At 39.1% G+C, this 12,697-nt stretch carries 13 protein-coding genes; 1 reads left to right on the forward strand and 12 read right to left on the reverse strand.

Features of this window, described 5'->3' with window-relative positions:
- Positions 1 to 76: 76 nt before the first annotated feature.
- The 12 genes from DPF91_RS15140 to DPF91_RS15195 all read right to left on the reverse strand — a co-directional run bounded on the left by DPF91_RS15140 (position 77) and on the right by DPF91_RS15195 (position 11,721).
- Positions 77 to 1,159, reverse strand: coding sequence for a phosphatase PAP2 family protein (locus DPF91_RS15140; RefSeq protein WP_117235270.1), 1,083 nt, complete (start codon positions 1,157 to 1,159; stop codon positions 77 to 79).
- A 23-nt stretch (positions 1,160 to 1,182) separates the two neighbouring features.
- Positions 1,183 to 2,187: a tetratricopeptide repeat protein gene (locus DPF91_RS15145; protein WP_117235271.1), complete on the reverse strand. Its 1,005-nt coding sequence runs from the start codon at positions 2,185 to 2,187 to the stop codon at positions 1,183 to 1,185.
- A 21-nt stretch (positions 2,188 to 2,208) separates the two neighbouring features.
- Entirely contained in the window at positions 2,209 to 3,162 is a 954-nt protein-coding gene (locus DPF91_RS15150) for a type II secretion system F family protein (RefSeq protein WP_117235272.1), read from the reverse strand.
- A gap of 2 nt (positions 3,163 to 3,164) precedes the next feature.
- A complete protein-coding gene (locus tag DPF91_RS15155; protein ID WP_117235273.1) occupies positions 3,165 to 4,130 on the reverse strand; it encodes a type II secretion system F family protein in 966 nt (321 codons plus the stop codon).
- A 9-nt stretch (positions 4,131 to 4,139) separates the two neighbouring features.
- Entirely contained in the window at positions 4,140 to 5,576 is a 1,437-nt protein-coding gene (locus DPF91_RS15160) for a TadA family conjugal transfer-associated ATPase (protein WP_117235274.1), read from the reverse strand.
- A 21-nt stretch (positions 5,577 to 5,597) separates the two neighbouring features.
- Positions 5,598 to 6,818 carry an AAA family ATPase gene (locus DPF91_RS15165; RefSeq protein ID WP_117235275.1) on the reverse strand — a complete coding sequence of 407 codons (1,221 nt, stop codon included), beginning with the start codon at positions 6,816 to 6,818 and terminating at the stop codon, positions 5,598 to 5,600.
- A gap of 51 nt (positions 6,819 to 6,869) precedes the next feature.
- The gene (locus DPF91_RS15170; protein ID WP_117235276.1) at positions 6,870 to 7,136 is read right to left on the reverse strand and encodes a hypothetical protein; all 267 of its coding nucleotides are present in this window, start codon (positions 7,134 to 7,136) and stop codon (positions 6,870 to 6,872) included.
- Between the two features lie 15 nt (positions 7,137 to 7,151).
- A complete protein-coding gene (locus tag DPF91_RS15175) occupies positions 7,152 to 8,615 on the reverse strand; it encodes a type II and III secretion system protein family protein (protein WP_117235277.1) in 1,464 nt (487 codons plus the stop codon).
- Between the two features lie 8 nt (positions 8,616 to 8,623).
- Positions 8,624 to 9,376: a Flp pilus assembly protein CpaB gene (gene cpaB, locus DPF91_RS15180; RefSeq protein ID WP_117235278.1), complete on the reverse strand. Its 753-nt coding sequence runs from the start codon at positions 9,374 to 9,376 to the stop codon at positions 8,624 to 8,626.
- On the reverse strand, positions 9,373 to 10,725 hold the full coding sequence (locus DPF91_RS15185; protein ID WP_117235279.1) for an AAA family ATPase: 1,353 nt from the start codon (positions 10,723 to 10,725) through the stop codon (positions 9,373 to 9,375). Before DPF91_RS15185 ends, cpaB begins: the two co-directional genes overlap by 4 nt.
- Before the next feature lie 16 nt (positions 10,726 to 10,741).
- Positions 10,742 to 11,257, reverse strand: a complete 516-nt coding sequence (locus DPF91_RS15190) for a prepilin peptidase (RefSeq protein WP_117235280.1) — start codon at positions 11,255 to 11,257, stop codon at positions 10,742 to 10,744.
- A 287-nt stretch (positions 11,258 to 11,544) separates the two neighbouring features.
- Positions 11,545 to 11,721, reverse strand: a complete 177-nt coding sequence (locus tag DPF91_RS15195) for a Flp family type IVb pilin (RefSeq protein ID WP_117235281.1) — start codon at positions 11,719 to 11,721, stop codon at positions 11,545 to 11,547.
- A gap of 190 nt (positions 11,722 to 11,911) precedes the next feature.
- Between DPF91_RS15195 and DPF91_RS15200 the strand changes: the two genes are divergently transcribed.
- Entirely contained in the window at positions 11,912 to 12,649 is a 738-nt protein-coding gene (locus DPF91_RS15200) for a helix-turn-helix domain-containing protein (protein ID WP_117235282.1), read from the forward strand.
- Positions 12,650 to 12,697 lie beyond the last annotated feature (48 nt).

Below are 12,697 nucleotides of genomic sequence, written 5' to 3' on the forward strand. Positions count from 1 at the left end.
AAAGAAATACAAATGATAACCGATAATAAAGAGCTAATATAACAATTACTACTGTAAAGTTTCAGAATGCTATAGTTCATATAGTAACAACGCCTCTATCTTTTCGACAATTTAAAATATACTTGACCAAAGACCAAATAAAAACAGTCAGAATAATAGACAAATACCCATCAATAGCATAATGCCAGCCAATATGAACTGAGCCTACTTGAATTAACAACGCATAGGTCCACATAACGTACCCCATGTATCTATTAAGCTGAGAAGCACCTAAAGCCATAACTACGCTTAGTGATACATGCATACTTGGCATAGCCGATATCCCTGCTCCTAACATATTCCCATCATTTATATGCTGTTGCCAAAGTGTATCTTGAACATTCAAGAACCATAAATTTATACCCCACTGCGATTCTAGAGATAAGCTTTGGGCTTCTAATTTACTAAACAGTCCAAAATAAGCTTCAGTATTAGATGAAACATAATGAAAGAAGCAAGGACCTGCCGATGATAAAAATGTTGCGACAATATTTCCTAATAAAAACCAAGTTAAAACAAAAGATATGATAAACTGATTTCTTTTTCTTTCCGATCCAGAGTAAAAAACATAGAAAACAAACCACAACCAAAGAATAACAAACCACAAGTAATACAATGAAGTTATGAATAAAGTAAAATATTCGTTAGGAAATAAGAAGTGCGTAATTTTCCACGGGTCTATACCAAAATGTAAGAATCTATCAATTTCATAAAAAAATTCATCATAAGAAAAAGGAATTATTTGTGGGATAATTTTTTTAAAATAGGTATAGTTTGAAATTATTAAGTTTAAAACTAAAAACCTGAAGACCACATCATAAAAATAATTTCCTGATTTAACAAAGACGGTCACCTCTCCTATTATCTTTTTAGTTGGATGAGACTCTCCACCAATGAAACACATTACATATTTATATGATAACCAAAATATAAACGTGATATAAATACCAGTCAATAACTGACCGAAATAATCCATCAATTGATAAGAAGAATAGTCTGGAGCAAATAAAAACTTAACAACAAAAGTAATAAAAATAGAAACGAAACAAATAAAACATATAATCTTTTCTTTAAAAAAAATAGATGAAATGTCTTTGATTTTGAGTTTGGTTACATCCATATAAACCAAGCCTTAAATAAGATTTAGGATTTTTCTTCACGCATCATTGACAGCGCTCTTTCAAGGTTCTCATTTGCGACTTGATAGTAAGTCGGTTGGGTGTCAATAGCTTGTTTCAAGTAAGGTACTGCTTCTTCTGGTTTATCTTGTAGTATCAAAATATAACCTATATTGTTCAGTGCCTCAGGTTCAGACATTTGACTCTTAAAAACATTCAAAGCTCTATTCACCTGGCCTTGAGCAATGTATGTCAGCGCAAGATTATTTTTTGCTTTCTCGTTATTGGGATTTACCTCCAATGCAGAAAACAGGTAACGTTGAGCGCTTCTATACGACCCAGATAAATAATAAGAATAGCCAATATTGTTGAGTACTTTCTCTGACTTCGGATCGATTTGAAGTGCTTTGCCATGAAATACTTGAGCTAACTCATTCTCTTTTTCTACATCATATAAAACGCCAAGCCCTGCATATGCAAATGTAGGAGACGCATTAACCTCAACCAGTAGAGTTTTCGCTTCTTCTAAAGTCACACTACGGCTTGATGAAAGATTGGCAGATGATTTTTGACGAATTTGGTCGGCATTTACTGATCTCAAAAAATAGCTCTTACCTTGCTCAGTATCACCCAACCTAGTATAAAAAACACCGAGCTGCTCTAACGTTTTTATGTTGTCTGGATTTTCATCGAGAGACATTAAAAATGCGCGCTCGGCAATTGATGAATTCGATTTAGCTAAATGAATCATACCGATGTTATATAGGGTTTTATCTTTATAAATGCCGTTTTCAAATGATAGCGAACGAATATACTCATACAAAGCCAGATCTAAGTTTCCCGTAGAATAGGCTCGATCTCCACGAACTATCGCTTGCTTTTCGGTTTGAGGTATATTTTCTTCATCAACACTTAAAGAATCTACTGGCATCCCAGAATACAAAGTTTCGTCAAAAGAAGTTGGTTCTGTAGAACTACATCCAACTAGCCATATTAGACCAAGAACCACGAATGACTTTCCAATTCTCATGTTTTTACTCCTTTTTCAGACCTATCTATTTCCCATGGATTCCATCAAATTTATTATAGAAGGACCAATCGCGACGATGAAGAAACATGGCCATATAAATAAGAGTAGAGGAAATATCATCTTTGTAGGGATCTTAGCCGCGACTTCTTCCACTTCCTGGTTACGCTTATCTCTATAATCTTCGTTAAACTCGCGAAGTGTCTGTGCAACGCTACCACCAATTTTTGCAGCATGGGTTAATGTGCTAACCAAACCCTGAATATCACGTACACCAGTTCTTTCAACTAAATCGGCAAATGCATCAGACATTTCGACACCGGCGCTTATTTTTGAACATACGGTATCAAGTTCATCCGCAAATTCAGGGTGGGAAATCATCACCTCATCCGCCACTTTTTTAATAGAAGCATTGAGACCTAACCCAGACTCGGTACAAACAACGAGTAGATCAAGCGCATCTGGAATAGCACTTTTGATTCTAGACTTTCTTTTATTACCTATTCTCTCTAATACAATGTTAGGAAGTAATAACCCAACACCAACGCTGAGTGCCATGTACAAATATAATTTATCAATGTCAGGCGTATAAAAATATAGAGTTGCTGCAACTAAAACGCCTAACGTGAATGTTACTATTTTTATTATATAGAAAGCTGTTAATGCACTAGCATCATGGTAACCTGCATGCATCAATTTAATTCGTATACTTTCACTCTCTTTACCGCTACTCGTCGCGATTACAGGAGCTAAAGACTCTAGGGTACCGCCCTTGGTTGACCTTTGGTTCTGGGAAACTCGCAAAGACTCTGACTCTTTTGCAACTTCACGAATCCTCTTTTTTAGTGTTGTTTGACGATTAGCCAACAAAACATACCCAATCGCAAACACAAGTAACATTGCAGATAAGAGAATTAAAATGAGTAAAATAAGCTCATCATCGACGAGGTTAATAACATTATTAAAATATCGTTCCATAGTTAGACCTCAAAATTAATAATATTACGAATCCAAATAGAACCGAAAAATAAACATACAATACCTATCGATATAAGCTTTATTCCCGAAGCTGTTTGGTACAACGGATCCATATAACCAGGGTGCATAAATACCATTATTCCAAACATAACGAATGGAGAAAGAACTAATATCCAAGCAGATAAACGGCTTTCAGCTGAGAGTGTTTTAATCTTTCGCTGCAACTTAAATCTAGACCGTAACACTTTTGATACTTTGTCTAAATTCTCTGATAGGTTCCCCCCCGTCTCTTTCTGAAGTAACACTGCACTAGAAAAAGCAAGCATTGAAACCGTGGGGGTACGTTCCGCCATTTGCATAATTGCAAGGCGCATATCGTAGCCATAGTTCAACAAATTGAACGTATTTTTAAATTCAACGCCTATCGGATCTGGTAACTCCTCTCCTACTTCATTAAACGCTTGAGTTATCGGCTGCCCTGCTTGCAACATTCTCCGCATGATATCTAAAGCATCAGGTAGCTGCTCCTCAAAGGCATGTAATCTATCAGAAACTTTCTTTTGTAAATAAAAATAAAGCAATACCCAAACTGTAAAAAACACAACTACTGTAATAATCCATTGTGCCGTTAAAATCCAGACCGTGATACTGAGACCAAGACCCAACAAGAATGCTGAAGCTATCGTTCCAGTCAGAGACCAACTCAGCCCTGATAACTCTATTAATTTCTTTATCGACGCAAAGATCGGAACCTTAATCAGACTTCTATCCGTTGATGATAATGAGCCTAAATATTGTTCTCTTAACAACGTTCTACTTTCTTCATCCAGACTCATTTGAGTCTCTTTGAGCCTTTCTGACAATTGTTTATGTTTGGCTTTGCTACCGACTGCCGGTAGTAATAAGGCTTGAGAGATAAAAACAACGGCTAAAAACAATAACACAAAGAATAAAGTTGCATCCTGCATACTAGCCCCCTACCTTAAGACTTCGTTGAAGATATCAAACGGCATGTGAAGACCTCGTTTCGAAAGCTTGTCATGGCAAATAGGAATGACACCCGTGGCTGTGTAGTAGCCGATGACATTTCCTTCTTCATCCATTTTTTCTCGATGAAAACGGAAAATTTCAGACATGGTTATAATGTCACCTTCCATACCATTGATTTCGGAGATACTCACCATTCGACGCTTACCATCTTCTTGACGTTCCATTTGCACGACAAGGTGTATTGCAGATGCAATTTGAGCTCTAAGGTTTTTAGTCGGCATGTTCCAACCAGCCATGGCAAACATATTCTCTACACGGCTTAGAGCATCGCGGGGTGTATTGGCGTGAATCGTCGCTAAAGATCCATCGTGACCGGTATTCATAGCAGAAAGCATATCTACTGCCTCTGCTCCACGAACCTCCCCTAAAACTATGCGATCAGGTCGCATACGCAATGAGTTTTTTACCAAGTCCCTTTGTGTGATTTCACCTTTTCCCTCAAGGTTTGCAGGACGAGTTTCTAAGCGAACGACATGAGGCTGCTGTAATTGAAGTTCAGCTGAGTCTTCAATAGTCACGATTCGCGAATCTGAGGGGATAAAGCCCGAAAAAATGTTCAGAGTAGTGGTTTTTCCCGAACCTGTACCTCCAGAAATAAGTACATTCAGCTCACCATGAACTGCAGCTTCGACAAACTTAGCCATTTCAGGGGAGAGGGAATCAAAGCTCAGCAGGTTATCCATCGTCAACTTATCTACAGCAAAACGACGGATTGACACGGATGGTCCATCAAGCGCCAGAGGTGGGATAATTGCGTTAACACGTGATCCATCAGCTAAACGAGCATCAACCATAGGCGAAGCTTCATCGATACGCCTTCCTACACGGCTTACAATGCGGTCAATAATGTTTCTTAGATGTCTGTCATCTAAAAAAGTATACGGTGTTTTCTCAAGACGACCTCTGCGTTCAACAAAAACATCCTTAGCACCGTTGACCAAAATATCAGACACAGAGTTATCTTTAAGGAGAGGCTCCAGAGGACCAAGGCCAAAAACTTCGTCTTCAATCTGCTGGACGATACGTTTCCTCCCCTCGGAACTCATAGGGTGGCTGGAGTCTTCCGCCATTAGCTGTAAGATAGCCTCATGAAGTTCACTTTTAGCTCTATCTATCTCAAGGCTTGATAACAAACCTAGATCTAAGGTCTCTAATAAACGTTGATGGTAATAGTGTTTAACCGATAGTTCGTGTTCTAGTTGCTTTCGTGCGTCATCTATAGCTTGCTCGCGTACACTTTGCTCAGCGAGTTTATTTTTAATAGCATTAGATTGCTCTTCAGCCTTTTGACTCGTCACATCACTTTCAATGTTACGTACTTTATCTTGGAAATCTGGATTGATATTTTTTCGTTTAAAGAACATAGCCACTCCTTAGCCTAACTATTAAGAAAACAGTCGCTTTATCCAAGACTTTTTAGGCTCCTCACTAGAGGTGACCGTATTTGCTAACTTGATTATAGACTTAGATAGAGGACTTCCTTTTTTCCCTTCAACAAAAGGTTGCCCTAAGTTCACACTATCTAACGCTGTTTTAAAATCATTTGGGATCGCATGTACAGGAGTACTACCTATCGCCTCTTGTATATCTTTCAGCTTTATTGATTGGCGGCTCTCAAAACGATTGACAACAACCTCGACAATATCCCTACTTACAGCGAATTCAAAAGTGAGCAATTTCAAAACTCGGCTCACGTTTTTTATGGCAACCAAATTCTGCTGTGTTACGAGTAATATTCTTGTCGCTGGATTAATAACAGGAGATGTCACATAGTCAATACCTCTAGATAAATCAACCACAACATAAGAGTAAAACTCTCTAAGTAAAGGGAGCAGCTTCTTAATATGAAGAGATTTATTGTAGTTATCTTGAATATTACCGAACTGAAATCCCAAAACGTGAAGACCAGACGAATGTTTTGTGACAAAACTCCCCAAAGACTCTTGATCTAAATCACCAACGTTATCTATTGCATCAACCAGACTATAAGGTGATGATATGTTTAAATATTCATCAGTAACTCCAAATTGCATGTCAAGATCAAGTAACAACACATCTCCTTTATTGCTATGAGCCATTTCAACCGCTGTATTCATTGCTAAAGTTGAAGCTCCTGATCCACCTTTAGTGTTAATAAAAACTAATAACTCTCCAAGCTCTCGGTTTGATATTTTTTCATGCGCAATACCCTCTAGGATCGGGAAAAAATCAGACAATTCAGCTTTATCAGAAATAAAGTCCGCAGCTCCTGTTCTTAACGCCAGTTTTAATGCTTGACTATCGCTATCATCTCCAAGTACGACAAGTGTCGGTTCGTAACTATCAGAGACAATACCAAGGTCTATGTTTTGTAATTCCAGTATCGTTTTTGCCCATTGTTCACCAGTATCAATCAGAATCAGGTCTGGGGCATTCCTTTGACCTGATACACCGATGTTAATTTCTTTAAATGAGAAGGTTTCGATAGTAAGGCTGGAGCTTCTGTTTAACTCGTTGGTAATATGCCTTTGAAAATTTTCATTAGAGTATATAACCCAAACAATTAAGTTGGTTCTCAGGCGATATCCACTTCCCTTATGTCTTGATATATTAATAGCTTCGCTCACACACCACTCCCTTGCATTTCAAAGCACTCGTTTAAATTGGTTTGTGCTACATCAATTTGAAAAACCACCAATAAACTGGCTATCACTACCAGACAAATCATTGTCGCCTTTGCCTGTATATGCCTGGTAAGCACCTTCCATACGCTCACCGGTACCCGTTGGCACGACACCCAAGTTTTCCTGGCTAGCATTAGGGTTATAAACTTGCTCACTTTTCAAACGCGCAACATGCTCTCCAAGAGGGGGTTCATTGGTCACACACCCAATAATTACAACTGGAGATAGGCAAACAACAATTCTCATCAATAACGTTTTCATACCATCACTCCCTTCTTACAAACTATGCCCAAATGAGCTATCTGTGCCACCTTGTGAGTTGTCAACATAGCTTTTAGATTGATTAGTTTGCGAACCTTTATTAGATGATTCGCCTACTTCGATATGTGAGCTACGTCCTAGTAAGTAGAATTCTAAGTCACTCGGTGAAACATAGGCGTCTGTAGGTAGAGTCACTTTACTTCTATCAATAGGTTTAGCTAAACGAGGAGTCACAAGTATCACCAATTCGGTTTCTCCGGAGACAAACTCTTGACTATTGAATAATTGTCCTAAAACCGGAAGCTCGCCTAAACCTGGCATTTTATTAGCCACATCACGAACGTTTTCGCTTAACAGTCCCGCAATACCAATTGTTTGACCATCAGCAAGTTCTAATGTAGATGAAGCACTACGGCGAGTAATCGGTGGAATAATATAAGAGCCATTCGTTTCACCCGGGCTCAATGTAAGAGCGTTGGAACTTGCAATCTCACTGACATCAACCGCTAGATTTAGGTTAATTTTTTGATCACTTAATACTGTAGGGACAAACTTCACTCCAACACCGTACTCTTTATATTCAATGGTAACGCCATCATCATTCGGTACGGGAATAGGAAACTCTCCACCCGCCAAAAATTCAGCTTTTGAACCACTTAGTGATGTTAAATTGGGTTCAGCAAGAACTTTCGCCGTCCCTGATTGCTTTGCGATATCGAGAGCGAAAGTAAACAATGTATTCCCATCGATGAACGACCCTAGAACACCATAATCACCAACTGCAGGAATATTAAAGATTGGTGTAGCATCAGGTAGTATTCCACCACCACCCGCTGTTCCGCCCCACTTAAAGTTCGAACCACTTGATTGGAAAAAAGTAAAGTTGGCATCAAACTTCCTAACCAAGCTTCGTTGTACTTCAGCTACTGTGACCTCAAGCGTAACCTGTTGGGCCCCGCCAATACTCATTAAGTTGATAACACCTGTCTGTTGTACCGAGCTACTCAGCGATTCCCCACTTTCATCAGCCCCTTGGCCCGCAGCAAATGTTTCTGCTACTCGGAGTGCTATGTTCATCTTTGATTGAGAGCTCACTTGACCACCCAATATCAATCGATTTTGAGAGCTATGTACCTCGATTTTTTCGTTCGGTAAAAACTCAAAAAGCTTAGCCTTCAATCCATTGAGGTCATGAGTTACCTCTATGTTCAATGACTCGATTAGTTGCCCCTGGCTATTCCACGCCATCAAATTGGTCGAGCCTAACTTTTTACCGATTAGAAACACCTCGTTGGACTTGAGCATGACGATGTCCAAGACACTAGGGTCCCCAAGTGAGATTCGCTTTGCCTTACCTGCGAGGTTAATGTGAAGAGATTTATGATGAGGAACCTTTATGATCTCTCCGCTTTGTACTGCGGCGTAAGTACTAGAAACACAAAACATGGCAAGTGCAATGGTTAATAAGATATTTCTCATGTTTCACCTCAATCCTTGACTCGAACATTGCTAGATTGCGTTCCCTTTAGAATAGTCACACTTGGTGCGGCAACTCTGCGAATAGGTTTAACCGGCTTGTCTATGGTTACAGGGTTTCTGAGAGCAAGTTGAATAGCCCCTTTGCTCTTTGCTGTAAGTAATAACTCTGCTTGTTTTGGTGTAACTTCTAGCGTCACAGCCCGCACTATTATTGGTTTGTTATCATCAGTTTTAGCCGTTTGGTCAACCGCTAAAACTTTGATATCTTTAAGTACCGTTTTAGTCGCTGCACTACTTTTTCCATAACTGATCGTATTCAGAATATCGACTTTGTTTCCCGGTAACAGGAAGCCCGCTACACCGATAACATCGTTCACCCGTATCGTAAGTGCGCGCATGTCTTCGCCAATTAATGATGCTAAAGTATTGCCTTCGCCTTGAGGAGCGACTCTGAGCTTATGAATAACTTCACCAGGATATATATCCACAGATGCAACAGTACCAATTACGTCTTCAACACGGGTGTGTTGTGTTTCTTCACGCCACTCTTTCTCCAAAAGCTTACTGGTTAAGTGTTGTTCATCGATAATAGTACCTTCTGGGATTTCTTTAGCTGCAACCACGACAGGTTCTCTGAACACTTCTTCAACTTTAACCTCGGGCTCTGTTTGTCCTTCCATCCATTGTTTGGCAAAGAAAACTGCTCCCAGCCCAAATAGCACAGATAAAAACAACAGCATTACGACAACATTTTTACTCATCGCTTACCTCCTCCATTTCCTTCTGCTGTAAAATAGACACTCCATGCACGTTCAACAATTTCCGGCGTAATGACTGCGTCATATTCTTCAAATACAATAATATCGCGACTTATCCCCACCATGTCTTTTGGCAGACATGGGTAGAAATTGATATCATCCTGGCGATGTAGCTCAAACAGTTTTTCTAATGTTGGGGTCGTTAACTCAAGGTTCTTTGAGGACGCCACAATATGCCAAAGTTGGTGATATTCAGCTTTCGTCAAAGGTTGGAACTGTATCTTGTAACCAATTCGACGTAAGAAGGCAGGATCACTGATCTTTTCGGGGTCTAAATTGGTTGAAAAAGCCAATGTCAAAACAAACGGAACGGTAACTTGCTGTCCGTTAGGAAGAGAAAGAAAGTCCTCAAAATACTCCATCGGAACGATCCAACGATTGAGCAGCGTATCGACAGACATACTTTGCCGCCCTAGGTCGTCAATAATAAAAATTCCATTATTTGCCATCATTTGCAGTGGAGCCATCCAGACTTTGTTGTGTTGCGAATGGTTCACTTCCAACATATCCATAGTGAGCTCCCCACCGACCTGTACACTCGGACGCTCACACAGTACCCATCTGGGATCGTATTTATCCTTATATATATGTGACCCTTGTCGCTCATTTTCCTGCACTTTTTCATGATGTTGAGCAGAGAACACTCGTATTACATTACCTGAAGCAAACACTGCGTAAGGAATATATACAGATGTATTCAATGATCTAAGCAACTTAGTCGCTACAAATGTTTTACCGGTGCCTGCGTCTCCATATAACATGAGAGCACGTCCAGAATTAATCGCAGGGCCAATCATCGAAATAAGTCGTTCACTGCCGAGTACATCCTCTAATGCATGCTCAACCTCGGGTTTAGTAACGACTCTATTTCGAACATCCTGCGCATTGACCATTTTTTCATAGTCTTTTAATGAAATTGGGGTCGGGCCTAGGTATGGGTCTTCTTTAAATGCATTATCAGCTTCTTCTAGACCCGATTGAGATAGCGAATACCTAACACCACCTTGCTGTGTTACGGCTGCGTAAGAGTTAACCTCGTTGGCAGAAAATACTTCTATATGAGACTTTCGTCTTAAGTCAGCAAGCATTTCTTCAACAAGGTGACTGTTAATTGCCATCAGTTTAGTGAGCTGTAGAACATCCGATTTTGGGTATGCAGCTAAGTGCTTGATTAGAAGGTTTTCAACAACTGTACGTGGGATACCTAACTCAAAGAAACTTGTTGGCACTTGAGGTGCCAAAGCCTGAGGCGACAGCGTATCTCTATGTCGACCTTCCTTTGTCGTGTTCATAGAGGCTCCTTAAAATCTAAATAAAATAACGTGACATAGCAATTCCAATCACAACTACAGGCCCAAAGGGCATGTACATTTTTGAAACTTCATTCGAGTCAAAAAGATCTGTTTTTTCTACAGGAGATTTAAATAACACCTTTTGATATAAGTACTGAAGGTAATCTGTCCTCGTCGCGATAAAGGAAGCTAGATAAAAAATACCAACAAGGACCCCTGATATCAAAATCCAACAAATAGTTTCATACAAACTACCCCAGCCAACGACAAAACCAACAACACCAAGCAACTTAACATCGCCTGGAGCAAGCGCACCTAAGAAATAAGCAGAAAGACCAATTAAAAAAAGAGTCAGAAATGATATTACCGACCAAGATAAAGAAGTAAGTGGTTCCGGTGTAGACAAAATATCAATAAAAGAAACCATCACTATAAGGAACAAACTAGCATTCGATATTCGATGTTCTCTTGCATCGCTTACTGCGATAACAGCAAACATAAACCATATCAATAAACTATTATTTCCATCCATTTATAGCTCCGTTAGTGGCTTAATCCGATGGGATAGAACTCGTTATATCGGACATTTCACCACTTGTTTGGGAAAGTAACGAGGCAAACAAACTTCCCAAAACTACCAAAATAACCCCGCCCGCGATTACATACTCTGCTGAACTCAAACCACGCTCGTTACTAAAAAAAAGAAGTAAACGATGGGAAAGACGTTGACGTGTTGATATCATTCGTATCTTCATTCCAAAGACCCTCCCAAAGTCTATTTGCTTTTTGAATTCAGGTTTATATTTACGTTTAAGACGGTTACTCTGCCATTTTAGTAGTGATAGTACCCATTTCCGTAGAAACAGCTTCCTCTAGACTCGAAAATATAGCAGCAATCCCAACTAGCAAAACCCCACCCGCAATTACATACTCTACCGCACTCAAGCCATCTTCATTGTTATAAAAATCTTTAATATTTTTCAGAAACTTATCCATGAGAATCTCTCCTTTTCAATCATGTCACAGGGAACTAAACCTGTAACTTAAAGTTAGTGATAGAAATATTGTTTAGTTAGGATTTTCTTGTAATACGTTTGCACTTTCTTGTAGTACTTCTATGCTAAGTATTACAGTTAGCTAGTACTTTAGTTAGAAAGATAAAAAAAGCAGTCTGAGTACCAAGAAAATGAACATTAAAATTGCTGTCATAGGAAGTGACACATCTTTATTAAACAAAGAGTTAAACTTAATTTCAGAAAGCGAGTTTGAATTTATAAAATGCAACATGGATGTTTCGAGGGTGAGTGACCCCGATACGCAATTTGTTTTTTTTACGACATCTGGTCATGGTTTGGATCATTTATATAGGATGAGCATTAATCTGTGCTCAAACCTAGGTAAGTCTTTGGTCTTGTTTCACCATGGTGAAATGCTTTCTACTGTAAATCATAATTCACTACTTCAGTGCATCGATTTATCAAAAGAAAATGCTTCAGATATGATAAACAAGCTAATAACACAGGTTTCATATCAATCTGTTGGGTATAACTTTTATGACTCCAAGAATAAAAAAAGCTCTAAATTTACCTCTCAAATATCTGTTGATGAAGTCACCGGATTTATAAAACAAAACTTAAATTCCAATATACGCGAGGAAGACATTGCACAACGCTGTCATTGCTCTATCACCCACTTTTCAAAACAGTTTCATAAACAAATAGGCATTAGCTTTCGAGATTATATTTGTGAAGAAAGGGTTAAGTTAGCAAAAGACCTTATTCGTTCTCAGCCCTCAGATAAGTTTGCAGTTATTGCATATCAATGCGGCTACCACGATGTCTCCTACTTTACTCGTGCTTTTAAGAAGCGGACTGGGATTACACCAAGTGGTTATCGCCAATCGTTACTCAGTAAACAAAACTGATTAACTCATCACCATGTTTAGCTCAAGTGTGCTACGATTTAACAGTTA

Source organism: Vibrio maerlii (assembly GCF_003415655.1).
GTDB lineage: Bacteria > Pseudomonadota > Gammaproteobacteria > Enterobacterales > Vibrionaceae > Vibrio > Vibrio maerlii.

What these genes read in the sequence shown, in the direction of transcription:
- DPF91_RS15155 (WP_117235273.1), bottom strand. Translation starts at nt 4,130, where the DNA reads ATGCAGGATGCAACTTTATTCTTTGTGTTATTGTTTTTAGCCGTTGTT.
- DPF91_RS15145 (WP_117235271.1), bottom strand. Translation starts at nt 2,187, where the DNA reads ATGAGAATTGGAAAGTCATTCGTGGTTCTTGGTCTAATATGGCTAGTT.
- DPF91_RS15200 (WP_117235282.1), top strand. Translation starts at nt 11,912, where the DNA reads ATGAACATTAAAATTGCTGTCATAGGAAGTGACACATCTTTATTAAAC.
- DPF91_RS15140 (WP_117235270.1), bottom strand. Translation starts at nt 1,159, where the DNA reads ATGGATGTAACCAAACTCAAAATCAAAGACATTTCATCTATTTTTTTT.
- cpaB (WP_117235278.1), bottom strand. Translation starts at nt 9,376, where the DNA reads ATGAGTAAAAATGTTGTCGTAATGCTGTTGTTTTTATCTGTGCTATTT.
- DPF91_RS15170 (WP_117235276.1), bottom strand. Translation starts at nt 7,136, where the DNA reads ATGAAAACGTTATTGATGAGAATTGTTGTTTGCCTATCTCCAGTTGTA.
- DPF91_RS15195 (WP_117235281.1), bottom strand. Translation starts at nt 11,721, where the DNA reads ATGGATAAGTTTCTGAAAAATATTAAAGATTTTTATAACAATGAAGAT.
- DPF91_RS15150 (WP_117235272.1), bottom strand. Translation starts at nt 3,162, where the DNA reads ATGGAACGATATTTTAATAATGTTATTAACCTCGTCGATGATGAGCTT.
- DPF91_RS15185 (WP_117235279.1), bottom strand. Translation starts at nt 10,725, where the DNA reads ATGAACACGACAAAGGAAGGTCGACATAGAGATACGCTGTCGCCTCAG.
- DPF91_RS15160 (WP_117235274.1), bottom strand. Translation starts at nt 5,576, where the DNA reads ATGTTCTTTAAACGAAAAAATATCAATCCAGATTTCCAAGATAAAGTA.
- DPF91_RS15190 (WP_117235280.1), bottom strand. Translation starts at nt 11,257, where the DNA reads ATGGATGGAAATAATAGTTTATTGATATGGTTTATGTTTGCTGTTATC.
- DPF91_RS15175 (WP_117235277.1), bottom strand. Translation starts at nt 8,615, where the DNA reads ATGAGAAATATCTTATTAACCATTGCACTTGCCATGTTTTGTGTTTCT.